This is a genomic window from Methylobacterium sp. 37f (genome assembly GCF_023093475.1).
Taxonomy (GTDB): domain Bacteria; phylum Pseudomonadota; class Alphaproteobacteria; order Rhizobiales; family Beijerinckiaceae; genus Methylobacterium.
This window is the reverse complement of record NZ_JAGHKN010000002.1, coordinates 200276-224042: the sequence shown is the minus strand read 5'-3', so window position 1 is coordinate 224042 and position 23767 is coordinate 200276. Positions and strand designations below refer to the sequence as shown.

The following is a 23767-nucleotide window of genomic DNA, read 5'->3' as shown; positions in this document are numbered from 1 at the left end:
GATGACCGAGGCCACCGCGCTCGCCCTGCCCGCTCTCGTCGGCCTGATCGCCGTGGCGCTGGTCTTCGATTTCCTCAACGGCCTGCACGACGCGGCCAATTCCATCGCCACCATCGTGTCGACCCGCGTGCTGCGCCCGCAATATGCGGTGCTGTGGGCGGCGTTCTTCAACTTCATCGCGTTCCTGTTCTTCGGTCTGCACGTGGCCCAGACCCTCGGGACCGGCATTGTCGATGCCGGCATCATCGATCCGCAGGTGATCTTCAGTGCGCTGGTGGGCGCCATCGCGTGGAACGTCGTCACCTGGATCTTCGGCATCCCGTCCAGTTCCTCGCATGCCCTGGTCGGTGGCCTCATCGGGGCGGGCATGGCCAAGGCGGGGTTCGACGCGGTGGTCTGGAGCGGTCTCACCAAGACGGCCGCCGCCATCGTGCTGTCGCCCCTTATCGGTTTCCTGCTGGCCCTCGTGCTGGTGCTCGCGGTGTCGTGGCTGTGCGTGCGGTCGACGCCGTTCGTGGTCGACCGGCGCTTCCGCGCCCTGCAGTTCGTCTCGGCCTCGCTCTACTCCCTCGGGCACGGCGGCAACGACGCGCAGAAGACCATGGGGATCATCGCGGTGCTGCTCTACTCGCAGGGGCATCTCGGCGGCGCGTTCCACGTGCCGCTCTGGGTGGTGATCGCGTGCCAGTCCGCCATGGCGCTCGGCACGCTGTTCGGCGGCTGGCGCATCGTCCACACGATGGGCTCGAAGATCACCCGGCTGAACCCGATGCAGGGCTTCTGCGCCGAGACCGGCGGGGCGATCACGCTGTTCACCGCGACCTGGCTCGGAGTGCCGGTCTCGACCACCCACACCATCACGGGCGCGATCATCGGCGTCGGCGCCGCGCGCCGGACCTCTGCGGTGCGCTGGGGCGTTGCCAGCAATATCGTCGTCGCCTGGGTCCTGACCCTGCCGGCCGCCGCCGGAATCGGGGCCGCCTGCTACGGCCTGACCGCCCTGGTGCGATGACGAGGGACGAAGCCCCCTTGCGGGGGCCGGATGCGACATGAGCCAGGATGCACGATGCCCCAGACGGTCGTTTCCGACCTGCCGCGCCAGCAACCGCCCGGGACCGAACCGCCCGGGACCGACAAGTCCCGCTCCCGCCGGAGCGGAAAGAGCCAGGTCTTCCTCGTGGCGGTGAAGCAGCGGCGCGAGCCTCTGCGCGTCTATGCGGTTCGGGCCGCCTCCCAGGACGAGGCCCTGGGCATCGTGGCGGCGGCCAACCCGGAAGGCGCTGCGATCGAGGCCGCCGGACGCCTCTCGAAGAAGCTGGCGCGGCCGCTCAAGCTCAAGCCCGAGGTGCCGCACCCGATCTGAAAGGCCGAGGCCCCGTCAGCGCGGGCTGCACACAGCCGTGTCGGTGTAGAGCACCACGTCGCCCTGCTTCGGGTTGTTGACGGTGAACGGAGCTGTATCCCGGCGGGGCAGGAAGCCGCGGCCGAGTTCGCGATCGAAGAAATCGTGCCCGATCTCCATGTAGCAGCGGTCGAGAACGGCGGTGTAGCGTAGGGCCGTCTGGACCGCCGGAGGGCCGAAAGCCGCCGGATCGCCGTCGCCGCGTCCGTAGGGGGCGCAGTAACCGGCGAGGTCCAGACCCCCGGGGCCGGACAGCCGGATCGCCCGGGACGTTCCCGGACGGATCGTGAAGGACGGGCCGCCCGCCTGGCTGCCGACCAACACCAGGGGCGAGCGGTTGTAGACGTGCCGGATGCAGTCGGCGCTGGCCGTGCCGGCCCCGACGATCAGGGCCGCCATCGGCACCGCCACCCGGCCGATCCACCGAAATCCCTTTTGCATCGCGCACCTTCGCTGTGAGGTCCCTGGCGGAGAGCTAGGGCACGTGTCCGTCCGCGACGAGATGGCTCAAGGGAGCCCCGGCTCGCGCTCTTCGGAAGGCCGAAGCGCTGCGGGGCCTCGATGGTTCCCGGAGACCCCTCGGTCGCGGTGGCGGATGGTTAGCGCGAGAATCGGCCGCATCCGGGTGAGGCACAGGCGTGTGCGAGCGAGCACATCGTTCCGCCGGGGCGGGCAGTCTGGAGAAATTCCAGGGACCAAGACGACGAGTTCTGCGTTCACGTCCGACACGCCATTTCGGGATGCGGCTCCGCCCCGGGATGGGATCGTCCGAGGCCGGCGTCCGGTCCCACTGTCAGGCTGCGTTGTTCTTGCGACATCCTCGTTTCGGGCGCCCCGCCGTCAGCTCCATTCTCTAACAGATGCAGAGATCGCCATGTCGAGTCGTGGAGAAAAGTCTAGTCTCCAAGCGAAGGCCAGTCCCGGAGAGAAGGCCAGTTTCCGGGAGAAGGCCAGCGCTGGAGAGAATGACGTGAGTCGACGCGACGTGATGGCCGGTGCGACGGCCTGTGCAGCCCTGGCGGCGGTGCCGTCCCGGGCCGGTGCCGAATCCCGCCCCGAGGCTGGTCCCAAGGCTGGTCCCTTGTCCGGCCCGGACCAGCCGGTGATGGCGAAGGTCTCGCTGACGGTGAACGGCCAGCGCCGGGATCTGGACCTCGACACCCGCACCAGCCTGCTCGACGCCGCGCGCGAGCACCTGCACCTGACCGGTTCGAAGAAAGGCTGCGACCACGGCCAGTGCGGCGCCTGCACGATGATCGTCGATGGCCGACGCATCAATTCCTGCCTGACCCTCGCGGTCATGCATCAGGGATCGGAGATCACCACCATCGAGGGTCTGGGCCAGCCAGACGCCCTGCACCCGATGCAGGCCGCCTTCATCAAACATGACGGCTACCAGTGCGGCTACTGCACGCCGGGCCAGATCTGCTCCGGCGTCGCGGTGCTCGCCGAGATCAAGGCCGGTATCCCGAGCCACGTCACCGCCGATCTGAACGCACCGATGCAGGTCACCGACGCCGAGATCCGCGAGCGCATGAGCGGCAATATCTGCCGCTGCGGCGCCTATTCCAACATCGTCGAAGCGATGACCGAAGTCGCGGGGAAGCAGGCATGAAGTCCTTCACGTACGAGCGCCCGGCCTCCGCCGCCGAGGCGGCCGCCGCCGTTGCCCGCAACCCGAACGCCAAGTTCATTGCCGGCGGCACCAACCTCCTCGATCTGATGAAGCTGCAGATCGAGACCCCGACCCATCTCGTGGACGTCAACGGCCTCGGCATGGATCAGATCGAGCCCACTCCCGAGGGCGGTCTTCGCGTCGGCGCCCTGGTGCGCAACACCGATCTCGCCTCCGATGCCCGGGTGCGCAAGGACTACGCCGTGCTGAGCCGGGCGCTGCTGGCTGGCGCGTCGGGCCAGCTCCGCAACAAGGCGACCACGGCCGGCAACCTCCTGCAGCGCACCCGCTGTCCGTATTTTTACGACACGGCCCAGGCCTGCAACAAGCGCCAGCCGGGCTCGGGCTGCTCGGCCCTGGACGGTGTCTCGCGCCAGCTCGCCGTGATCGGCGCGAGCGAGGCCTGCATCGCCACCCATCCGGGCGACATGGCGGTGGCCATGCGGGTGCTCGACGCCACCGTCGAGACCGTGAACGCCAAGGGCGCGACGCGCACCATACCGATGGCCGAGTTCCACCGCCTGCCGGGCGACCGGCCGGAGGTCGACACCACGCTGGCACCGGGCGAGCTGATCACCGCGGTGACGCTGCCCAAGCCCCTCGGCGGCGCCCATATCTACCGCAAGGTCCGCGACCGGGCCTCCTATGCCTACGCGCTGGTGTCGGTGGCGGCGGTGGTGCAGCCGGACGGCTCCGGCCGGGCGGCCTTCGGCGGCGTGGCGCACAAGCCGTGGCGGGTGGAAGCCGCCGAGGGCGAGATGGCGCGCGGCGCCAAGGCGGTGACCGCCCGGGCCTTCGACGGGGCCAAACCCACTCACGACAATGCCTACAAGCTGACCTTGGCCGAGCGCACCCTCTCGGCGGCGCTGACCGAAGCGAGGGCCTAGAGCCATGAAGTTCGACACCCCCGCGGGGCAGAACCCGATCGACCAGCTCAAGCTCGTCGGCAAGGCCACCGACCGCATCGACGGCAAGTACAAGACCACCGGTACGGCAGCCTATGCCTATGAGCGCCACGACGTCGCGGCGAACCAGGCCTATGGCTACGTGCTCGGCGCCGGCATCGCCAAGGGGCGGGTACGCGCCATCGACACCGCGGCCGCCAAGCGCGCGCCCGGCGTCGTCGCCATCGTGACCACCCTCGACATGCCGAAGCTCGGCCTCGGCAAGATGAACGCCGCGAACCTCTTCGGCGGCGCGGAGATTCAGCACTACCATCAGGCGATCGCCGTGGTGGTGGCCGAGACCTTCGAGCAGGCACGGGCCGCCGCCTTCCTGGTCAAGGTCGATTATGCCCGAGAGGCCGGCCAGTTCGACCTCGCTGCGGTGGCGCCCTCGGCCAAGCCGGTCCCGGGCGACAGCGGTGAGGGCAGCAGCAGCGGCGGCGAGGACCGGGCGGGTGATTTCGAGGGCGCTTTCGCGAAGGCCCCCGTCACGTTCGACGAGACCTACACGACGCCCGACGAGAGCCACGCCATGATGGAGCCGCACGCCACCATCGCGGCCTGGGAGGGCGACAAGCTCACCCTGTGGACCTCCAACCAGATGATCGCCTGGACCAAGGGCAGCATCGCCAAGATCCTGAACATCCCGGCCGAATCCGTGCGGATCGACTCGCCCTATATCGGCGGCGGATTCGGCGGGAAGCTGTTCGTACGCTCCGACGCGGTCGTGGCGGCCCTGGCCGCCAAGGCCGCCGGCCGCCCGGTCAAGGTCGCGCTGACGCGCCCGCTGGTGGCCAACAACACCACGCACCGTCCGGCGACCATCCAGCGCATCCGTATCGGCGCGACTCCGGACGGCACGATCACCGCCATCGCGCACGAGAGCACCTCGGGCAACCTCCCGCAGGGCAAGCCCGAGACGGCGGTCGATCAGACCAAGCTCCTGTATGCGGGGGCCAACCGCCTGACGGGTATGAAGCTCGCGCATCTCGATCTGCCGGAAGGCAATTCGATGCGGGCGCCCGGTGAGGGGCCTGGCTTGATGGCCCTGGAGGTCGCCATGGACGAGATGGCGGAGAAGCTGGGCATGGACCCGGTGGCCTTCCGCATCCGCAACGACACCCAGGTTGATCCGGGTCACCCGGAGCGTCCGTTCTCGCACCGGAATCTCGTCGGCTGCCTCGAACGCGGGGCCGAGGCTTTCGGCTGGTTGAAGCGGAACCCGAATCCGGGACAGGTTCGGGACGGGCGCTGGCTCGTGGGCATCGGCATGGCCGCCGGCTTCCGCAACAACCTGCTGATGAAATCGGGCGCGCGCGTCCGGCTCGGCCGCGACGGCGTGGTCACGGTCGAGACGGACATGACCGATATCGGCACCGGCAGCTACACCATCATCGCCCAGACGGCGGCGGAGATGATGGGCGTTGCCCTCGACAAGGTGGTGGTGCGCCTCGGCGACTCGGATTTCCCGGTCTCGGCCGGCTCCGGCGGTCAGTTCGGCGCCAACAATTCGACGGCGGGCGTCTACGCGGCCTGCGTGAAGCTGCGCGAGGCGGTGGCCCAGCGCCTCGGCTTCAACTCGGCCGATGCCGCCTTCGCCGACGGCGAGGTCCGCTCGGGCAACCGGACCGAAGCGCTGGCGAAGGCAGCCAGCGACGGCGAACTCGTGGCCGAGGATTCGATCGAGTACGGCGATCTCGCCAAGAAGCAGCAGCAATCGACTTTCGCGGGCCACTTCGTCGAGGTCGGCGTCGACGTCGACACGGCGGAGATCAGGGTCCGGCGCATGCTGGCGGTGTGCGCGGCCGGCCGCATCCTCAATCCGAAATCGGCGCGCAGCCAGGTCATCGGCGGCATGACCATGGGGGTTGGCGCCGCCCTGATGGAGGAACTCGCGGTCGACACCAAGCGGGGCTTCTTCGTCAATCACGATCTGGCCGGATACGAAGTGCCGGTGCATGCCGACATCCCGCATCAGGAGGTGATCTTCCTCGACGAGGTCGATCCGCAATCCTCGCCGATGAAGGCCAAGGGTGTCGGCGAACTTGGCATCTGCGGCGTCGGTGCCGCAGTGGCCAACGCGGTCTACAACGCCACCGGCGTACGGGTGCGGAGCTACCCGATCACCCTCGACAAGCTGCTCGGGCAGATGCCGGACGCCGCCTGACCCGAGCCCTGGCGCGCGGGCGGTCGCGGCATTCGCGGCGGCGGCCGCCATGGATTTTCAATCGCGGCAGGTCGCGGGCGGGTGCGCTGCCCAAGCCGGGCGCCGAGGCCGGCCCGGATCTGCGTCGTCAGGTCCGCCGAAAACGCAACGCCCACGTGCAACAAGCTCCGTGTCCGGGCGTTGGCCCGATACGAACCACGGAGGCAAGATCATGATCGTTGGATTCATTCCTGTCGCGCTTCTGGGTGCTCTGGGCGGCTCTGCGCTGATGTGGTCGCACGGCCTTCTCGAAGCCGTCGTCGCGGCTCCGCTCGGCGGAAGCCTCGCCGTTCTTGGCGCCGCAGCCGTCACCCTGGCGCGCGGAGCGTTAGACGCGGGACCACGCCGCCCCGCACGAGTGAATGCCCACTTCCTCTCGACGTGGCGGGCGTCGGCCCACGTCTGATCGCTGATCGCACCACAACCAGAGGGTGATTCCCCCGTCGGAACAGAGCGTTCCGGCGGGGTTCTGTTTGGGTGATCCGGTCCGTCGCCCTAGCTGTGGATCACCTTCCCGTACGCATCGAGCACGCTCTCGTGCATCATCTCGCTGAGCGTCGGGTGCGGGAAGACCGTGTGCATCAGGTCTTCCTCGGTGGTCTCCAGGTTCATGGCGACGACGTAGCCCTGGATCAGCTCGGTGACTTCGGCGCCGACCATGTGGGCACCGAGGAGCTGGCCGGTCTTGGCGTCGAAGATGGTCTTCACCAGCCCGTCCGGTTCGCCGAGCGCGATGGCCTTGCCGTTGCCCGCGAACGGGAAGCGGCCGATTTTGACGGCGAAACCCTGCTCCTTCGCTTTGGCCTCGGTCAGGCCCACGGAGGCGATCTGAGGCTGGCAATAGGTGCAGCCGGGGATCTTCGCCTTGTCCATGGCGTGGGTATGCAGGCCCTTGATCGTTTCGACGCACAGCACGCCCTCGTGCTCGGCCTTGTGGGCGAGCATCGGTGGGCCGGCGACGTCGCCGATGGCGTAAAGGCCCGGCACGTTGGTGCGGCCGAGCCCGTCGGTCACCACGATGCCGCGCTCGATGGTAACGCCGAGCGCTTCGAGGCCGATGCCGTCGATGTTTCCGACGACGCCAACCGCCGAAATCAGCTTCTCCGCCGTCAGTTGCTGGGACTTGCCGTCCCCCGTCTCGATCGTCGCCGTGACGGCGTCGGCGGATTTCTCCACCTTCGTCACCTTGGCGCCGGTGAGGATCTTGATGCCCTGCTTCTCGAAGCGCTTGCGGGCGAGGCCTGCAATCTCCGCATCCTCGACGGGGAGGATCTGCGGCAGCAGCTCGATCACCGTCACCTCGGCGCCCATGGTGCGGTAGAACGAGGCGAATTCGATGCCGATGGCGCCGGAGCCCATCACCAGCAGGCTCTTCGGCATGGTCTCAGGAACCATCGCCTCGTAGTAGGTCCAGATCTGCTTCTTGTCCGGCTCGATCCCGGGGATCGCGCGGGGCCGCGCGCCGGTGGCGACGATGATGTGCTTGGCGGAATACGAGCCGGCCGCTAGCGCGCCCTTCGGTGCCGGGGCGCGGGTGGTCTCCTTGACGGTGACTTGGCCTGGCTGGTTGCCCTTGGCGGCGGCCGTCACGGTGGCCTCGCCCCAGATCACGTCGACCTTGTTCTTCTTCAGCAGCATGCCGACGCCGCCGTTGAGCCGCGTCGAGACTCCGCGCGAGCGCTTGACGATCGCGGCCGTGTCGAACCCGACCTTCTCGGCCGACAGCCCGTAATCGGCGGCGTGCTGCATGTAGTGGTAGATCTCGGCCGAGCGCAGCAGGGCCTTCGTCGGGATGCAGCCCCAGTTCAGGCAGATGCCGCCGAGATGCTCGCGGTCGATTACCGCCGTCTTGAACCCGAGCTGCGCCGCCCGGATCGCCGCCACGTAGCCGCCGGGGCCGGCGCCGATGATGAGGATGTCATAGGTGTCGGCCATCGGGCGCTCCTACGTCCTCCACGCTCTGGGAGGGACCGGGGTGAGGGTGGTTCAGCCGTATTCGCCTAGCGGTCTCTGCGTTCCGCCTAGACCAGCATCCCCATCGGGTTCTCGATCAGGGCCTTGAACGCCGAGATCAGCTCAGCACCCAGCGCACCGTCGAGGACGCGGTGGTCGCAGGAGAGGGTCGCGGTCATCACCTGCGCCACGGCCGGGGCGCCGTCGCGCACCACGATGCGCTTCTCGCCGGCCCCCACCGCGAGGATCGAGGATTGCGGCGGATTGATCACCGCGGTGAAGTGCTTGATGCCGAACATGCCGAGGTTGGACACGGAGGTGACGCCGCCCTGGTATTCTTCGGGCTTCAGCTTCTTGGCCCGCGCCCGGGCGGCGAAATCCTTCATCTCGTTGGAGATGGTGGAGAGCGTCTTCTGGTCGGCCCGGCGGATCACCGGCGTGAACAACCCGCCGTCGATCGCCACCGCGACGCCGACCTCGGCATTGTCGAAGCGCAGGATGCGGTCCTCGGCCCAGACCGCGTTGGCGGCCGGAACCCGCATGAGGGCGAGGCCCATCGCCTTGATGACGAAGTCGTTGACCGAGAGCTTGAACAGCGGCTTGCCGTCCTTGGTCTTGCCCGCGCTGCTGTTCAGGTGCTCGCGCAGGGCCATCAGGGCATCGAGTTCGCAATCCACCGTCAGGTAGAAGTGCGGCGCCACCTGCATCGCCTCGGTCAGGCGCTTGGCGATGGTCTTGCGCATGCCGTCCAGCGGCACTTCCTCGAAGGTGCCCTTCGGGTAGAAGCCGCGGACCTGATCGACGGTGAGGCCGACCGGTGCCGCCGCCTTGGCAGGCGCCGGGGCGGCGGCCTTCGGCGTGTCGACCGCCTTCGGGGCAGGCTCGGCTGGTTTGCCGATGCCTGCGGCGAGCGCCGCGCGGACGTCGCGCTCGATCACCCGCCCGCGCGGGCCGGAGCCCGTCACCGCGCCGAGATCGACGCCCTCCTGCTTGGCGATCCGGCGGGCCAGCGGCGAGGCGATGACGCGCCCGGTCTCGGACGTCGCGCCCCCCGTGTTGCCCCCCGTCTGACCACCCGTGTTGCCACCCTCGGGCTTGGCGTCGCGAGGCTGGGCGCCGTCCGGCGCCTCGTTGACGCGGGCATACGCCATCGTGCCGCCGCCGGGCGTCGCGTTCGCGGCGGCATCCGTTTTCGCGGATTCGGCCTTCGGAGCTTCAGCGGCCCCGCCGCCGCCGGAGGCCTGCACGCTGGCGGGGTCCTCGCCATCCGTCGCGATGATGGCGATCAGGTCGTTCACCGGCACGTCGGCGGTGCCCTCCGCCACCAGGATCTTGGCCAGGATGCCCTCGTCGATGGCCTCGACCTCCATCGTCGCCTTGTCGGTCTCGATCTCGGCGAGCACGTCGCCGGACTTGATCGCGTCGCCCTCCTTCTTGAGCCACTTGGCGAGGGTGCCCTTCTCCATCGTGGGCGACAGGGCGGGCATCAGGACGTTGATGGGCATGGAGTGAAGATCCTGAGCGTCAGCGGTCGGTGGCGGGCGGCGTCGAATGGCGGCGGTCAGTTCAGAATCGGTGCGTCGGGGTCGAGGCTTTCGGCTTCGAAGCCGGCGCCGATGCGGGCGAAAGCCTCGTCCTCGGACATCTCGGTCTCCAGCGCGTAGACCCGCGCCGCCTGCCGGGCGAGGTCGGCCAGCAGGCGGCCCCAGGTCGCCGGATCGTCGAACGAGCGCCGCAGCGCGATGCTCACCGCGCCGTCGACGACGCTGGCCCGCAACACTTCGATGCCACCGTTCTCGATGGCATCCGGCGGGGCGGAGAGTTCTTCGAATTTCTGGGTCATCATCTCGTCTCCGGTCTCTCCCCGGACCGGGAAGAGTTGGAGGGGAACGCGCAACGTTCTCAGCGGTAGCAGACGGCCTTCACCGCCTCGATCACCTCGGCGACGTTGGGCAGCGCAAGCTTCTCGAGGTTGGCGGCGTAGGGCATCGGCACGTCCTTGCCGGTGACGCGCAGGACCGGGGCGTCGAGGTAGTCGAAGGCATCGACCATCAGGCGGGCCGAGATCTCGGCGCCGATGCCCGATTGCGGGAAACCCTCCTCCACGGTGACGCAGCGGCCGGTCTTCTTGACCGATGCCACCACCGTCTCGGTGTCCATCGGGCGAAGCGTCCGAAGGTCGATCACCTCCGCCTCGATGCCCTCCTCGGCCAGCGCCTGCGCCGCCTTCAGGGCGTAGGTCATGCCGATCGAGAACGACACGATGGTCACGTCCTTGCCGGTGCGGTGGACCCGGGCCTTGCCGATCGGCAGGACGAAATCGTCGAGCTTCGGCACCGGGAAGCTCTGGCCGTACAGGATCTCGTTTTCCAGGAAGATGATCGGGTTCGGGTCGCGGATCGCGGCCTTGAGCAGCCCCTTGGCGTCGGACGCGGTGTAGGGCGCGATCACCTTGAGGCCGGGGACGTTGGAGTACCAGGCCGAGTAGTCGTGGCTGTGCTGGGCGCCGACGCGGGCCGCCGCGCCGTTCGGGCCGCGGAACACGATGGGGCAGCCGAGCTGGCCGCCGGACATGTAGAGGGTCTTGGCCGCCGAGTTGATGATGTGGTCGATCGCCTGCATGGCGAAATTGAAGGTCATGAACTCGACGATCGGCCGCAGGCCCGTGAAGGCGGCGCCGACGCCGATGCCGGCGAAGCCGTGCTCGGTGATCGGGGTGTCGACCACGCGGCGGGCGCCGAACTCCTGCAGCAGCCCCTGCGTGATCTTGTAGGCGCCCTGGTACTCGGCGACCTCCTCGCCCATCACGAAGACGGCGTCGTCGCGGCGCATCTCCTCCGCCATGGCGTCGCGCAGGGCCTCGCGGACGGTCGTGGTCACCATCTCGGTGCCCTCGGGGAATTCCGCCATCACGGGCGCGGGCGCCTTGTTGGTGATGGTGGCGGGGGCGGCCGGGGCCTTGGGCGCATCGTCCGCGGTCTTGGCGCTCGGCGCCGGCCTCTCGGCCTGGCCCTCCGCCTGCATGTCGGGTGCAGGCGCCGCCTGTGCCGGGGCATCGGCCTTCGGGGCGCCGCCACCCGCCGCGGCGGCCGAGACGTCCTCGCCCTCGGCGGCAATGACGGCGATCGGCGTGTTGACCTTCACGCCCTCGGTGCCTTCCGCGATCAGGATCTTGGCCAGGATGCCCTCGTCGATGGCCTCGACCTCCATCGTCGCCTTGTCGGTCTCGATCTCGGCGAGCACGTCGCCGGATTTGACCGCGTCGCCCTCGTTCTTGAGCCACTTGGACAGCTTGCCCTCCTCCATCGTGGGAGACAGGGCGGGCATCAGGATGTCGGTCGCCATGGAATGCTCGTCGATCGAGGATGAGGCGGTCAGCCCTTCGGAGGCAGGGGCGCGGCCGCGCATGCGGGACGCGGCCCCCGTCTCCGACACATGATGGGTCTCAGGCGCGGGCTTCCAGCAGAATGTCGGTCCACAGCTCGGAGGGGTCCGGCTCGGGATCGTGCGTGGCGAACTCGGCGGATTCGTTGACGGTCTCGCGCACCTTGGCGTCCGTGGCCTTGAGGTCGGCTTCCGGCACCCCGTGCATCTCGATCAGGCGCTTGCGCACCATCTCGATGGGGTCGTGCTCCTCGCGCATCTTCGAGACCTCGTCCTTGGTCCGGTACTTGGCCGGATCGGACATCGAGTGGCCGCGATAGCGGTAGGTCTGCATCTCGAGAATGTAGGGACCCTCGCCCGAACGGGCGTGCTCGATCGCCCGGGCGGCGGCCTCGCGCACGGTGCGGACGTCCATGCCGTCGACCTGCTCGCCGGGGATGCCGAAGGAAATGCCGCGCCGCGAGAAGTCGGTCTGGGCCGAGGCCCGGGCCACCGAGGTGCCCATGGCGTAGCGGTTGTTCTCGATCACGTAGACCACGGGCAGCTTCCACAGCTGCGCCATGTTGAAGCTCTCGTAGACCTGGCCCTGGTTGGCCGCGCCGTCGCCCATGTAGGTCAGGCTGACATTGCCGTTCTTCTTGTAGGCGTCGGCGAAGGCGAGACCGGTCCCGAGGGAGACCTGGGCGCCGACGATGCCGTGGCCGCCGAAGAACTGCTTCTCGCGGGAGAACATGTGCATCGAGCCGCCCTTGCCGCGGCTGTAGCCGCCGCGCCGGCCGGTCAGCTCGGCCATGACCCCCTTCGGGTCCATGCCGCAGGCCAGCATGTGGCCGTGGTCGCGATAGCCGGTGATGACCTGGTCGCCGTCGACCGAGGCCATCTGCATGCCGATCACGACCGCTTCCTGGCCGATATAGAGGTGGCAGAACCCGCCGATCAGGCCCATGCCGTAGAGCTGGCCGGCCTTCTCCTCGAAGCGCCGGATCAGCAGCATCTCGTGATAGGCGTGGAGGTCTTCCTCGCGGGTGAACTGGGGGGAATTCGCAGCCGGGGCATGGATCTCGGCCGGGCTCGCGGCCCCGCCGGACTGGCCCGCCTTCGCAGGTTCGCTGCTCTCCGGCGGACGTGTGTCGGAGGCGGCTCGGCCTGCATCCTTCGCGGCAACCATCGGCGGACTCCCCGGGGAACATCTGTTCTCATCGGGGTTCTAGGACACGCCCTTCGGGAAAGCGAGGCCGGCATCCCGACAGAACCGGGAAGTTGTCAGGCGGGGCCGGGATGGTTTCGCCGCGCTGTCCCGTGTCGCCGCGGGGGTCAGGGATCGATGATGACCACGTCGTTGGCATGGACACGGCCGAGCATGACCCGGGCGCGCTCCTCCAGGAGGTCGCGGTCGATCTGATCGCTGCGCAGCAGGGCCACCCGATGCTCCCAGATCGCCCGGTCGGCCTTCGCGGCGTTCAGTTCCTGGTTCAGGGCCCGGGCCTGGACCTTGAGGGCGCGCTTGGCCTCGAGGCCGCGATTCCCGCTCTCGGCCTGATGCACGAAGAAGCCCACGACGAGGCCCGACACGGCGTAGAGGCCGAGGGGCATCAGAACAGCACGGACACGACGACGGACCACCATGCGGGCACGATGCGCGCGTACGGTTAAGGAAGTCCTGACGCGACGATGAGGCTGGGCCATAATGTTCGAGGCCATGGAGATCAGAACCAGCATGGAGATCAGAACCGGCATGGAGATCAGGACCAGCATGGGGACCAGGACCAGGGCGAACGAGACCATGCGGCACAGGGCTCTGCGCACGGGTATGCGGATGCGATGATGCGGTTCGACCTCGTCGATCTCGGCCTGTTCCGCCACGTGGTCGAGGCGGGATCGATCACCCACGGCGCGGCCCGGGCCAATCTCGCGCTGGCCGCCGCCTCGGTGCGGATTCGCGCCATGGAGGAAACCCTGGGGGCGGCCCTCCTGACGCGCGGGCGCCAGGGCGTCGTCCCGACCCCGGCGGGGCGCAGCCTGCTCGCCCATGCGCGCGGGCTCCTGGAGCGGATCGACCGGATGCAGGAGGACCTGGCGGCGTTCTCCGGCGGCACGGTGGGGCAGATCCGGCTGGTCTCGAACACCAATGCGCTGACCGAATTCCTGCCCGAGGTTCTGAGCGCGTTCCTGGCCCGCCGGACGGGGGTCAGCGTCGATATCGAGGAGCGGACCTCGGACGAGATCGTCGGGCTGGTGGCCGAGGGCTCGGCCGATCTCGGCATCGTCGCCGGCACGGTGGATACTGGCGCGCTGGAGACCTACCCGTTCCGCCAGGACCGCTTCGTCATGGTGGCGGCTGCCGACCATTCCCTGGCGGCGCGGGACGCGGTCGCCTTCGCGGAGGTGATGGAGCATCCCCTGGTGGGGCTCGACCGCACCAGCGCGCTGACCCGGTTCCTCGCCGACAAGGCGGCGCGCACGGGGCGCCCGCCCATGCGGCTGCGGGTGCAGTTGCGCAGCTTCGACGCGATCTGCCGGCTCGTCGCCTGCGGCGTCGGGCTCGGCATCGTGCCGGAGACCACGGCGGCGCGGGCCGCCCGCACGATGCCGCTGGCCATCGTTCCGCTCGAGGATGCCTGGGCCCTGCGCGACCTCACCATCTGCGTGCGCTCGCTGGCCGACCTGCCGCGGTTCACGCGGGATTTTGTGGCCGACCTGCGCGGTTGAGGCGGCTTTCGGACGCCTGGGGGCTCCCATCCGGGACATCGCTTCGGTACAACCCGGCTCGGGCGCCTATCCCGGGCGCCTGAATTCGGGGGAGTTCGCCGGCCAGATGCAGGATTCGACCGCCCCCGCCCCCGATACGGCCCTCGTCGATCCCGACGTCCACGTGGAGAGCTTCCGGCAGGCCCGCGAGGCGCGCCGGCTCGAACTGGTGGAGGATTACGTCGAGCTGATCGCCGACCTGATCGGCGATGGCGGCGAGGCGCGTCAGGTCGACATCGCCGCCCGCCTCGGAGTGGCCCAGCCCACCGTGGCCAAGATGCTCAAGCGTTTGGCCGAGGACGGCCTGGTGCAGCAGCGCCCCTATCGCGGTGTGTTCCTGACGGAGGCGGGTCAGGCCCTGGCCGTGCAGAGCCGCGAGCGCCACCGCATCGTCGAGCAGTTCCTGTGCGCTCTCGGGGTCAGCCCCGAGATCGCGCGCCGCGACGCCGAGGGCATCGAGCACCATGTCAGCGCCGAGACCCTGGAGGCGTTTCGGCTGTTCACGGCGAAGTCGGCCTGACCGGTGCGAAATTCTTGCGGGGCGTGCGCCGGGGACCGGCTCAGGCCGGGACGGTCTGGGGGGCGGCGGCGGCCTCGGGCATCGGCTCGCCGTCCGGCACCACGTCGACCTCGACCTTGAGCTTCTGCGGACCGGACGAGGAGACGATGCCGTCGATGGGTGAGACATCGGTGTAGTCGCGCCCGCGCGCCACCACGATGTGATCGTCGCACATGCCGATGCCGTTGGTGGGATCGAGGCCGATCCAGCTGTCGCCGCACCAGACCGAGACCCAGGCGTGGCTCGCATCGGCGCCGCGCAGGCGCGGGCGCCCGACCGGCGGGATCGTCCGCAGGTAGCCGCTGACATAGGCGGCCGGCAGGCCGAGCCCGCGCAGGCCCGCGATCATGATGTGGGTGAAGTCCTGGCAGACGCCGGCCCTGAGGGCGAAGGCCTCGGCGAGGGGCGTGTGGACCGTGGTCGCCTTCGCGTCGAACCGGAAATCCGCCCGGATGCGCTGCATGAGATCGACGGCGCCCCCGTAGGCGCTGCGGCCGGGCGGGAAGCTGACGCGGGCATAGTCCGTCACAGCCGGCACCAGGGGCACGCGGACGCTCGGGAACTGGAAATGCACCGGCTCGTCGGGACCGAGGCGGCGTCCGGTGACGGACTCGTCGCGCACCTGCTCCCAGGCGCGGCCGGATTCGGGGGCGGGCAGCGGCGCGCGCTCGACGCGCACCCGCGACAGCGCCTCGACCCGCAGTTCGGTATGGGGCGCGTCGATCGTCACCACGGTCACGTCAAGTCCGAAATAGTCGCGCCGCACCACCCGCGTGTGCGGGTCGGGCGCGATCGTCAGGCTGCTCTCCAGCACCGTCTGGCCCTCGCCGTCGCGCGGGCGCAGGCGCAGGGCGCAGCGGGCGAAGCGGACCGGGCGGGCATAGCGGTAGGTGGTGAGGTGGCGCAGCGTATAGATCACGCGAGCCCCACCAGCTTCTCGGGGCGCAGGGCGTGCGGCCCGTTGGGGAAGTAGCGGGTGGCGATGGCGTCGGCGAGGCCCTCGACCGCGTTCTCGAGTCGGGTCAAGGCCGCGCCGTCGAACTCCGCCGCCTCGCCGGTGGCGAACTCGGCCGCGAGCCTGGCGGCGAGGCGCTGCTGCGGCTCGGGCAGCCCGTCGACCCGCAGGACCGGCAACTCCCCGAGATGCCGGACGATCGCCTCGACCTGGAAGGCCACCGAGCGCGGATTGAACGGATCGAGCAGCACCATGTCGCGCACCGGGTCCAGGGCCACGCCCTGAAGGTACCGGGCGCCGAACGAGACGTGTGAATCGCACAGGGACAGCATCACGCCGAGATCCTCCGCCGTGGCCTCGTCGCCGGCAAAGCGCGTCGCGAAGGCGCAGGTGTTGATCGCCCGCTCGATGCGGCGGCCGAGATCGACGAAGTGCCAGCCGGCGGTGCGGTTCATATTCTCCTGCGCCAGACCCGACAGGGCCGCGATGTGGCTGAGCGCCCGCTCGGCGAGGCTGAGCAGTTCCGCTTCCGACAGGACGTGGCCCGCGTCGATCTCCAGCAGGTCCTTGAGATCGGCGAGGGCCCGCCAGGCCTCGCCCGACAGGCGTTCGCGCAAGGTTGCGGCGTTGGCCCGGGCCGACAGGCTGTGGCGCAGGGCCGAGCCGTAGGCGTCCGCGCCGCTCAGCGCCTGCTGGGCCAGGGCGGCGGTGGGCAGGTTCGGGGCCTCGATGGCGCCCCACTCGTCGAGCAGCGCCCGGATGCGCAGGGCCGTCGGGGCCTTGGCGTCGCCCGCCATGTCGGCGATGACGGCGGAGCCGACGCTGCCCAGATGGGCGACGACGAGGCGGATCACCGCCTCGGCCCGCTCGACGTAGCGCCCGAACCAGAACAGGTTGTCGGCGGCCCGCGACGGCAGGTGGCCGGCGATGCGGCGCACCCGGGCGGAGCCCGGCTGGATCAGCGTCGCCGTATCGACCGGATCGCGCGACAGCACCCAGACATCGGCCGACTTGATGCCGGCGCGCATCTCCAGGGGCTCGACCTCCGGCCGCTCCGAGATGCGGCAGAAGCCGCCTGGCATCACGCGCCAGCCGTCCGGAGTCGCCGCCGCGAAGACGCGCAGCACGAAGGGGCGCGGCACCAGCCTGAGACCGCCGCCGCTCCGGTCCCAGCCCGGCATGGTGGCGAGCGGCATGGTCTCCTGGGCCACGTAGTCGAAGGGCCGGTCGCGCAGGGCCGCGAGCAGCCGGTCGCGCTCGGCATCGAGGGCGTGCGGGGCCAGGATCGCGTCGCGCACCGCGCCCTTCGGCGGGGTGGCCACCGGGCGCAGGCTCAGCCCGTCGAGGTTGTCGCGCACCTGCGCCAGGGCATCCGGGTCGCCGCACCACCAGGTTCGCGGCCCGGCGATCTGCAGGTCGCGGCCGAGGAAGTGTCGGGCGATGCCGGGCAGGTAGGCGGCCAGCGCGCCGGATTCGAGGATGCCGGAGCCCGGCATGTTGCCGACCACGAGGCTGCCGTTGCGCAGGGCCTCCACGAGGCCGGGCACGCCGAGGCGGGAGCCCGGGTTCAGTTCGAGGGGGTCGATGTAGTCCGAATCGATCCGGCGCCACAGCACGTCGGCGCGTTTGAGGCCCGAGACGGTGCGGACATGCAGGGCGCCGTCCTGCATCACGAGGTCGTCGCCCTCCACCAGCAGCAGGCCGAGATAGCGCGCGAGCGCGGCCTGCTCGACATAGGTCGAGCTGAACACCCCGGAGGTGAGGAGGCAGATGCGCGGGTCGCTGCGCTCGGCCCCCACCGCGAGGCCATCGCGAAACGCCTGGAAGAAGGCCGCGAGGCGCTCGACCCGGAGATCGGCGTGGAGGTCCGGGAAGGCCCGCGTCAGGACGAGGCGGTTCTCCAGCGCGTAGCCGGGGCCGGAGGGCGATTGCGTCCGGTCGGCCAGGATGCGCCAGCGCCCGTCCGGCCCGCGGGTGACGTCGGCGGCGTAGAGCTTGAGGTAGCGCCCGCCCGGCGGCGTGACGCCGACGAGCGGCCGCATGAATTCGGGGCTGCCCGCCACCACGGCGGCCGGCAGCAGGCCGCCGGCGACGAGCCGGCCCGCGCCGTAGAGGTCCGAAAGGATCGATTCCATCAGACCGGCGCGCTCGACGATGCCGGCGCTCAGGGCCTCCCAGTCCCCCTGCTCGATGACCAGCGGCAGCGATCCGAGCGGCCAGGCGTGCTCGCGCTTGTCGCCGTAGATCCGGTACGAGATGCCGGTGTCGCGGATACGGCGCACCGCCGAGACGAAGCGCGCGCCGATCTCCAGTTCGTCGAGGTCGCCGAGCCGGTCGAGGAAGCGTAGCCAAGCCCCCTTCGGCCGGCCATCGCGGTCCATGAACTCGTCCGGCACGCCCGGCTGCGGCCGATAGGCGGAGGTCCAGCGCGCGAGGCGCTCGGCCCGTCCCTGTCTCTCCGCCGTAGCCGCCTCGCTCATCGGGGCGTGACGCCCGGCGGGGCCGGCATGCGCAGGTCGAGCGTCATCGGGAACTCGCGGTTGCTCTCCTCCGGCGGCATCGCGATCTTGCCCGGGGTGTGGCCGTGGGCCTGGAAGCGGGCGAGGCGACGCCCCTCCGCCTCGTAGGTGTTGACCGGGAAGGTCTCGTAGTTGCGCCCGCCCGGATGGCTGACATGGTAACGGCAGCCCCCGAGCGACCGGCCGCTCCAGGCATCGAGGATGTCGATGGTGAGCGGCGAGTGCGCGGGGATCGTCGGATGCAGCGAGGAGGCCGGCTGCCACGCCTTGAAGCGCAGGCCCGCCACCGCCTCGCCCGAGGTCCCGGTGCCGGTCATCGGCAGGCGCCGGCCGTTGCAGGCGATGATGTGCCGGCCGGGGACATAGCCCTCGACCTTCACCTGCAGCCGCTCCACCGACGAATCCACGTACCGCACGGTGCCCCCGATCGCGCCCTCCTCGCCCAGCACGTGCCAGGGTTCGAGTGCCTGGCGCAGCTCCAGCTTGACGCCGCCCTGCTCCACCGTCCCGAACACCGGGAAGCGGAACTCGCGCTGCGCAACAAAAGCCGCCGGGTCGAAATCGTAGCCGGCTGCCCGCAAGTCTTCCAGCACGCCGAGGAAGTCGGCCCACAAGAAGTGGGGCAGCATGAAGCGATCATGCAGGCCCGTGCCCCAGCGGACACAGCCGCCGGCCTGCGGCTCGCGCCAGAGCCAGGCCACGATGGCGCGCAGGAGGAGCTGCTGCGCTAGGCTCATGCGCGGGTCCGGCGGCATCTCGAAGGAGCGGAACTCGAGCAGGCCCAGGCGGCCGGTGGGGCCGTCCGGCGAGTAGAGCTTGTCGATGCAGATCTCGGACCGGTGGGTGTTGCCGGTCACGTCCACCAGGATGTTGCGGAAGATGCGGTCGACGAGCCAGCGCGGGATGTTGGGCTCGTCGGGCTTGGGCACCTGCGCCATCGCGATCTCGAGCTCGTAGAGCCCGTCATGGCGCGCCTCGTCCATGCGCGGCGCCTGGCTCGTCGGACCGATGTAGAGGCCGGAGAACAGGTAGGACATGGCCGGGTGGCGCTGCCAGTACAGCACCAGGCTCTTCAGCAGGTCGGGCCGGCGCAGGAACGGCGAATCGTTGGGGGTCGCGCCGCCCAGCACCACGTGGTTGCCGCCGCCGGTGCCGGTGTGGCGCCCGTCGGTCATGAACTTCTGGGCGCCGAGACGGATCTGGCGGGCATCCTCGTAGAGGTCAGTGGTGATCCGCACCGCGTCGCGCCAGGTCGGGGCGGGATGCACGTTGACCTCGATCACGCCGGGGTCGGGCGTGACCTTGATGACGTTCAGGCGCGGGTCGAAGGGTGGCTCGTAGCCCTCGATGTGCAGGGTCTGCTTCAACTCGGCGGCGGCACCCTCCAGGTGGCCGAGCAGTTCCAGGTACTCGTCGACCCGCTGCAGCGGCGGCATGAAGACGTGCAGGATGCCGTCGCGCGGCTCCACCGCGAAGGCGGTCCGCACGGCCACGCCGGTGACGCCGGAGCCGTTGACGGTCTCGGGGCCGGGATGGCTTTCGGGCAGCGCATCGCGCTCCTCGAGCGTGTCCTGCGGCTGGTAGTAGGGATAGTGCTCCTGCGGTACGTGGGGCAGAGCGGAGAGCGGCAGGCGATAGCCCACGGGCGAGTCCCCCGGCGTCAGGAAGGCGTGGCCGCGGCGGAACTCCCAGGGCTCGGAGATCCACAGCCGGTCGGAATCCCCATCCTTGCCGGTGGGCAGGCTGGCCAGCGGCAGGGCGTAGCCGGCGGCCTCGCCCAGTCCCCGCTCGAACACCCGGGCCATGCGGGCATTGGTCTCGGGGTTGGGGTAATGCGGCTCGGCGGTGGTGACGTTGACGGGCAGCTCGTCGCGCTTCTCGGTCCAGTAGACCGGGTCCTCGAAGGCCGGGAACACGTAGGCGCCGAGACCGAGGCGCTTGGCGACTCCGTCGATCAGGTCCTTGGCCTTGTGGATGGTCGCGTCGCGCGGGCCGTCCTCGGCGGCGATCAGGTCGGCATCGGTCCAGACCGGCACGCCGTCCCGGCGCCAGTACAGGGCGAAGGCCCAGCGCGGCAGGCTCTCGCCCGGATACCACTTGCCCTGGCCGTAATGCAGCATGCCGCCGGGGGCGAAGCGGGTGCGCAGGCGCCGGATCAGCTTGTCGGCGAGGCCGCGCTTGGTCGGGCCGACCGCGGCCGCGTTCCATTCGGCCGATTCGAAGTCGTCGATGGAGACGAAGGTCGGCTCGCCGCCCATGGTCAGGCGGACGTCCTGCGCGGCGAGATCGGCGTCGATGCGCTCGCCGAGCGCGTCCATGGCTGACCAGACCTCCTCGGAGAACGGCTTGGTGATGCGCGGCGCCTCGGCCACGCGGGTCACCGACATCTCGAAGCCGAACTCGACCTTCGCCGGCTCGGCGAGGCCCGAAATCGGGGCCGCCGAGGCGTAGTGCGGGGTGGCCGCCAGGGGGATGTGCCCCTCGCCGCAGAGGAGGCCCGAAGTGGCGTCGAGCCCGATCCAGCCGGCGCCGGGCAGGTAGACCTCGGCCCAGGCGTGCAGGTCGGTGAAGTCGGTGGTGGTGCCGGCCGGGCCGTCGACCGCCGTGGTGTCGGGCACGAGCTGGATCAGATAGCCCGAGACGAAGCGGGCGGCCAGGCCGATGCGGCGCAGGATCTGCACCATCAGCCAGGCCGAGTCGCGGCAGGAGCCGCTCTTGAGCGTCAGGGTCTCGGCGGCACTCTGCACGCCGGGTTCCATGCGGACGCCGTAGGTGATCTCGCCCGCCACCTGGGCGTTGAGCGCCACCAGGAACAGTACCGTGTTGGGCTCGGCCGGCAGGCGCTCCAGGAACGCGTCGACTTCCGGCGCCATGGCGTCGTCGAGGACGAGGTAGGGTTTCAGCTCGGCGGTGAGGTCGTCCGCATAGGTGAAGCCGCGGGCCTGGGCGTAATCCTCGACGAAGAAGTCGAACGGGTTGATCACCGACATGTCGGCGGTGAGGTCGACCTCGATCTTCAGCTCGGTCGTCTTCTCCGGGAAGATCAGCCGGGCGAGCCAGTTGCCGTTCGGGTCCTGCTGCCAGTTGATGAAGTGGTTCTCGGGCAGGACCTTGAGCGAATAGGCCGGCACGGCGGTGCGCGTGTGCGGCGCCGGGCGCAGGCGGATCACCTGCGGTCCGAGCGCGATCGGCCGATCGTAGGTGTAGTGGGTGACGTGGTGCAGGGCGGCTTTGATCGACACGGGGGCTCCCGCTGTATCTGGACAGGGCGCCGGACATGTGCGGGGCACGCACCGGCGGCGGAGAAACGGGGCACCACCCTGCGGTGACCCGGAAGAAGCTTCACCAGAGACATACGCGAACGGCGACCCGCACGCGATGGCCTTCGGAGCGATGGCCCGCCGGGCTGCAAGCCTTCGGGGCGACCCGCCCGCCGCGCCCGCCGCCGGCGGGCCGGAAGCAGCCAGGACGTGTACGGGCGCCATCGACTAGCAAGTTTCGTGCACCGCAGGCGCTTCGTGTGTGTTCCCGTATGCTGCCGGCATCCTGCCCCGGCGGGTCGGCCGGCAGTCCCGATGCGGTGCGGGGAACAGGAACTTCGCCCTCGGCCCATGCTTTGCCCCCCTGCCGCACGCGAATAGGCTATGAGGGTTCCTTCACGGGCGGCATGCGACGCGTGATCGACAGACAGGAAAGGCGTTTCGCGACGAATCCATGAAAATCTTCCAGTGCCAGGCCTGTGACCAGCCGATCAGCTTCGAGAGCACCCATTGCGAGAGCTGCGAGCGCCGGCTGGGCTATGCCTGCGAGATCCACGAGATGTCGGCCCTGGAGCCTGTGGGCGGCCTGTGGCACGCCTATGCCAATCCCGGACGCCGCTACCGCTTCTGCGCCAACGCCGATCACGACGCCTGCAACTGGCTGGTGCCGGAGGATTCGCCGAACCGCTACTGCATCACCTGCCGGCACAACCATGTCGTGCCGGATCTCTCGATCGCCTGGAACCTGACCCGCTGGCGCCAGATCGAGGCGGCCAAGCACCGGCTGTTCTACTCGCTCCTGCGGCTCGATCTGCCGCTGATGACCCGCGACGAGAACCCCACCACCGGCCTCGCCTTCGACTTCCTGGTCGATCCCTCCGAGAGCTACCAGATCGGACCGCCCGTCCTCACCGGGCATCGCAGCGGCCTCATCACCCTCAACATCGCGGAGGCCGACGATGTCGAGCGGGAGCGCCGGCGGATGCTGTTCGGTGAGTATTACCGCACGCTCCTCGGGCATTTCCGCCATGAGATCGGGCATTATTTCTGGAATGTGCTGGTTCGCTTCGACCAGAGCCTGTGGACCTTCCGGTCGCTGTTCGGCGACGAGCGGCTGAACTACTCGGGGGCGCTGCAGCGTCATTATGCGCACGGAGCGCCGGCGGACTGGGAGGAAGGCTACGTCAGCGCCTACGCCACGGCCCATCCGTGGGAGGATTTCGCCGAGACCTGGGCGCAGTACCTCCACATCGTCGACACCCTGGAGACCGCCAGCACCTTCGAGATGCGCGTGCGCCCACGCCTGCGCCACGGCCCGGCCGAGCCGGTGGTGATCGATTTCGACCCGTACCGGACCACGGATTTCAGCCGCATCGTCGAGGCCTGGCTGCCCCTGACCTACGCGGTGAATTCCCTCAGCCGCAGCATGGGCCAGCCGGCCCTGTTCCCGTTCAAGCTGACGCCGGCGGTGATCGCCAAGCTGTCCTTCGTGCATGAGCGCATCGAATCCGTCCGCTGCATGGGCAGCAACGATTCCGATGCCGACATCCTTAAAGCGGTGATTTCCGGCCTGCGCCAGAAGGTGGCGGCCCCGAACGCGTGAGGCGCGGTCCGACCGTCGCCGCGCTCGGTCAGGCGGTTTCGAGCGGACGCGGCCGGCCCTCGTCGTCGATCGCCACGAAGGTGAAGGTCGCCTCGGTGACCTGTTCGCGCAACTGCGTGCGAAAGCGCCGGGCCCAGGCCTGAACCTCGATCTTCATCGAGCTGCGGCCGACGCGCGCGATCCGGGTGTAGACGCAGAGCACGTCGCCCACCCGCACCGGGCGGATGAAGGTCATGGCATCGACCGCGACGGTGACCGCCCGCCCCTGCGAGCGCTCGACGGCCGCGATGCCCCCGGCCTGATCCATCTGCGACATCACCCAGCCGCCGAAGATGTCTCCGTTGGCGTTGGTGTCCGCCGGCATCGCGATGGTGCGCACCGTCAGGTCGCCGCTCGGGAGCCGCACCGCCTCGGTTTCCGCCATGATCCCACTCATTCCTACGTCCACGCCTACGTCCACGCCTACGTCCACGCCTACGTCCACGCCCAATCGCGCGCCGTTTCGCCTGCATTCCGGGGGCCAGCCCGCGTGGCGGCCGATCCCGCCCCGCACAGCGTT

The 23767-nt window shown here is 69.7% G+C and carries 20 protein-coding genes; 9 read left to right on the top strand and 11 right to left on the bottom strand.

All coding sequences use genetic code 11. The annotated features are described in order from the left end of the window. The first annotated feature begins 1 nt into the window (after position 1). Together J7U37_RS02470 and J7U37_RS02465 are read left to right on the top strand one after the other, a co-directional pair. The gene (locus tag J7U37_RS02470) at positions 2-1012 is read left to right on the top strand and encodes an inorganic phosphate transporter (protein ID WP_056180155.1); all 1011 of its coding nucleotides are present in this window, start codon (positions 2-4) and stop codon (positions 1010-1012) included. Between the two features lie 54 nt (positions 1013-1066). Then, positions 1067-1363 (top strand): hypothetical protein, encoded by a 297-nt coding sequence (locus J7U37_RS02465; protein WP_056180158.1) that lies wholly within the window; start codon positions 1067-1069, stop codon positions 1361-1363. 15 nt (positions 1364-1378) lie between these two features. On the opposite strand, the gene J7U37_RS02460 is transcribed toward J7U37_RS02465, so the two are convergent. Next, entirely contained in the window at positions 1379-1843 is a 465-nt protein-coding gene (locus J7U37_RS02460) for a hypothetical protein (protein ID WP_247634710.1), read from the bottom strand. Between the two features lie 547 nt (positions 1844-2390). Between J7U37_RS02460 and paoA the strand changes: the two genes are divergently transcribed. From paoA to J7U37_RS02440, 4 genes are all read left to right on the top strand, one after another. Continuing rightward, on the top strand, positions 2391-3017 hold the full coding sequence (gene paoA, locus J7U37_RS02455) for an aldehyde dehydrogenase iron-sulfur subunit PaoA (RefSeq protein WP_247634739.1): 627 nt from the start codon (positions 2391-2393) through the stop codon (positions 3015-3017). Then, positions 3014-3964, top strand: a complete 951-nt coding sequence (locus J7U37_RS02450; RefSeq protein WP_056480011.1) for a xanthine dehydrogenase family protein subunit M — start codon at positions 3014-3016, stop codon at positions 3962-3964. The genes paoA and J7U37_RS02450 overlap by 4 nt, the downstream gene beginning before the upstream one ends. A 4-nt stretch (positions 3965-3968) precedes the next feature. Next, entirely contained in the window at positions 3969-6188 is a 2220-nt protein-coding gene (gene paoC / locus J7U37_RS02445) for an aldehyde oxidoreductase molybdenum-binding subunit PaoC (protein ID WP_247634709.1), read from the top strand. 211 nt (positions 6189-6399) lie between these two features. Next, positions 6400-6633 (top strand): hypothetical protein, encoded by a 234-nt coding sequence (locus J7U37_RS02440; protein ID WP_247634708.1) that lies wholly within the window; start codon positions 6400-6402, stop codon positions 6631-6633. An 89-nt stretch (positions 6634-6722) separates the two neighbouring features. Here J7U37_RS02440 and lpdA read toward each other — a convergent pair whose 3' ends face one another. The 6 genes from lpdA to J7U37_RS02410 form a co-directional block, all read right to left on the bottom strand. Further along, a complete protein-coding gene (gene lpdA, locus J7U37_RS02435) occupies positions 6723-8162 on the bottom strand; it encodes a dihydrolipoyl dehydrogenase (RefSeq protein ID WP_247634707.1) in 1440 nt (479 codons plus the stop codon). Between the two features lie 86 nt (positions 8163-8248). After that, the gene (locus J7U37_RS02430) at positions 8249-9685 is read right to left on the bottom strand and encodes a pyruvate dehydrogenase complex dihydrolipoamide acetyltransferase (RefSeq protein WP_247634706.1); all 1437 of its coding nucleotides are present in this window, start codon (positions 9683-9685) and stop codon (positions 8249-8251) included. Positions 9686-9741: 56 nt separating this feature from the next. Then, complete coding sequence (locus J7U37_RS02425) at positions 9742-10023, bottom strand: DUF5076 domain-containing protein (RefSeq protein ID WP_056180508.1); 282 nt, start codon at positions 10021-10023, stop codon at positions 9742-9744. A 59-nt stretch (positions 10024-10082) separates the two neighbouring features. After that, the gene (locus tag J7U37_RS02420; RefSeq protein ID WP_056180512.1) at positions 10083-11525 is read right to left on the bottom strand and encodes a pyruvate dehydrogenase complex E1 component subunit beta; all 1443 of its coding nucleotides are present in this window, start codon (positions 11523-11525) and stop codon (positions 10083-10085) included. Positions 11526-11625: 100 nt separating this feature from the next. Next, complete coding sequence (pdhA, locus tag J7U37_RS02415; protein WP_056180180.1) at positions 11626-12732, bottom strand: pyruvate dehydrogenase (acetyl-transferring) E1 component subunit alpha; 1107 nt, start codon at positions 12730-12732, stop codon at positions 11626-11628. 146 nt (positions 12733-12878) lie between these two features. Then, positions 12879-13190, bottom strand: a complete 312-nt coding sequence (locus tag J7U37_RS02410) for a septum formation initiator family protein (RefSeq protein WP_055953008.1) — start codon at positions 13188-13190, stop codon at positions 12879-12881. A gap of 195 nt (positions 13191-13385) precedes the next feature. Here J7U37_RS02410 and J7U37_RS02405 point away from each other — a divergent pair, with 195 nt between their 5' ends. Together J7U37_RS02405 and mntR are read left to right on the top strand one after the other, a co-directional pair. Further along, entirely contained in the window at positions 13386-14273 is an 888-nt protein-coding gene (locus J7U37_RS02405) for a LysR family transcriptional regulator (protein ID WP_244476787.1), read from the top strand. 106 nt (positions 14274-14379) lie between these two features. Further along, a complete protein-coding gene (gene mntR / locus J7U37_RS02400; RefSeq protein WP_056180515.1) occupies positions 14380-14832 on the top strand; it encodes a manganese-binding transcriptional regulator MntR in 453 nt (150 codons plus the stop codon). Between the two features lie 40 nt (positions 14833-14872). On the opposite strand, the gene J7U37_RS02395 is transcribed toward mntR, so the two are convergent. From J7U37_RS02395 to J7U37_RS02385, 3 genes are read right to left on the bottom strand one after another with little or no spacing between them, the layout of a single operon-like run. Then, entirely contained in the window at positions 14873-15790 is a 918-nt protein-coding gene (locus J7U37_RS02395) for a transglutaminase family protein (RefSeq protein ID WP_247634705.1), read from the bottom strand. Continuing rightward, positions 15787-18306, bottom strand: a complete 2520-nt coding sequence (locus J7U37_RS02390) for a circularly permuted type 2 ATP-grasp protein (RefSeq protein ID WP_056479992.1) — start codon at positions 18304-18306, stop codon at positions 15787-15789. Before J7U37_RS02390 ends, J7U37_RS02395 begins: the two co-directional genes overlap by 4 nt. Further along, positions 18303-21587 carry a transglutaminase family protein gene (locus J7U37_RS02385; RefSeq protein WP_247634704.1) on the bottom strand — a complete coding sequence of 1095 codons (3285 nt, stop codon included), beginning with the start codon at positions 21585-21587 and terminating at the stop codon, positions 18303-18305. Before J7U37_RS02385 ends, J7U37_RS02390 begins: the two co-directional genes overlap by 4 nt. Before the next feature lie 472 nt (positions 21588-22059). Between J7U37_RS02385 and J7U37_RS02380 the strand changes: the two genes are divergently transcribed. After that, positions 22060-23208 carry a putative zinc-binding peptidase gene (locus tag J7U37_RS02380; protein WP_056180195.1) on the top strand — a complete coding sequence of 383 codons (1149 nt, stop codon included), beginning with the start codon at positions 22060-22062 and terminating at the stop codon, positions 23206-23208. A 28-nt stretch (positions 23209-23236) separates the two neighbouring features. On the opposite strand, the gene J7U37_RS02375 is transcribed toward J7U37_RS02380, so the two are convergent. After that, the gene (locus tag J7U37_RS02375; protein WP_056180198.1) at positions 23237-23632 is read right to left on the bottom strand and encodes an acyl-CoA thioesterase; all 396 of its coding nucleotides are present in this window, start codon (positions 23630-23632) and stop codon (positions 23237-23239) included. Between the last annotated feature and the right edge of the window lie 135 nt (positions 23633-23767).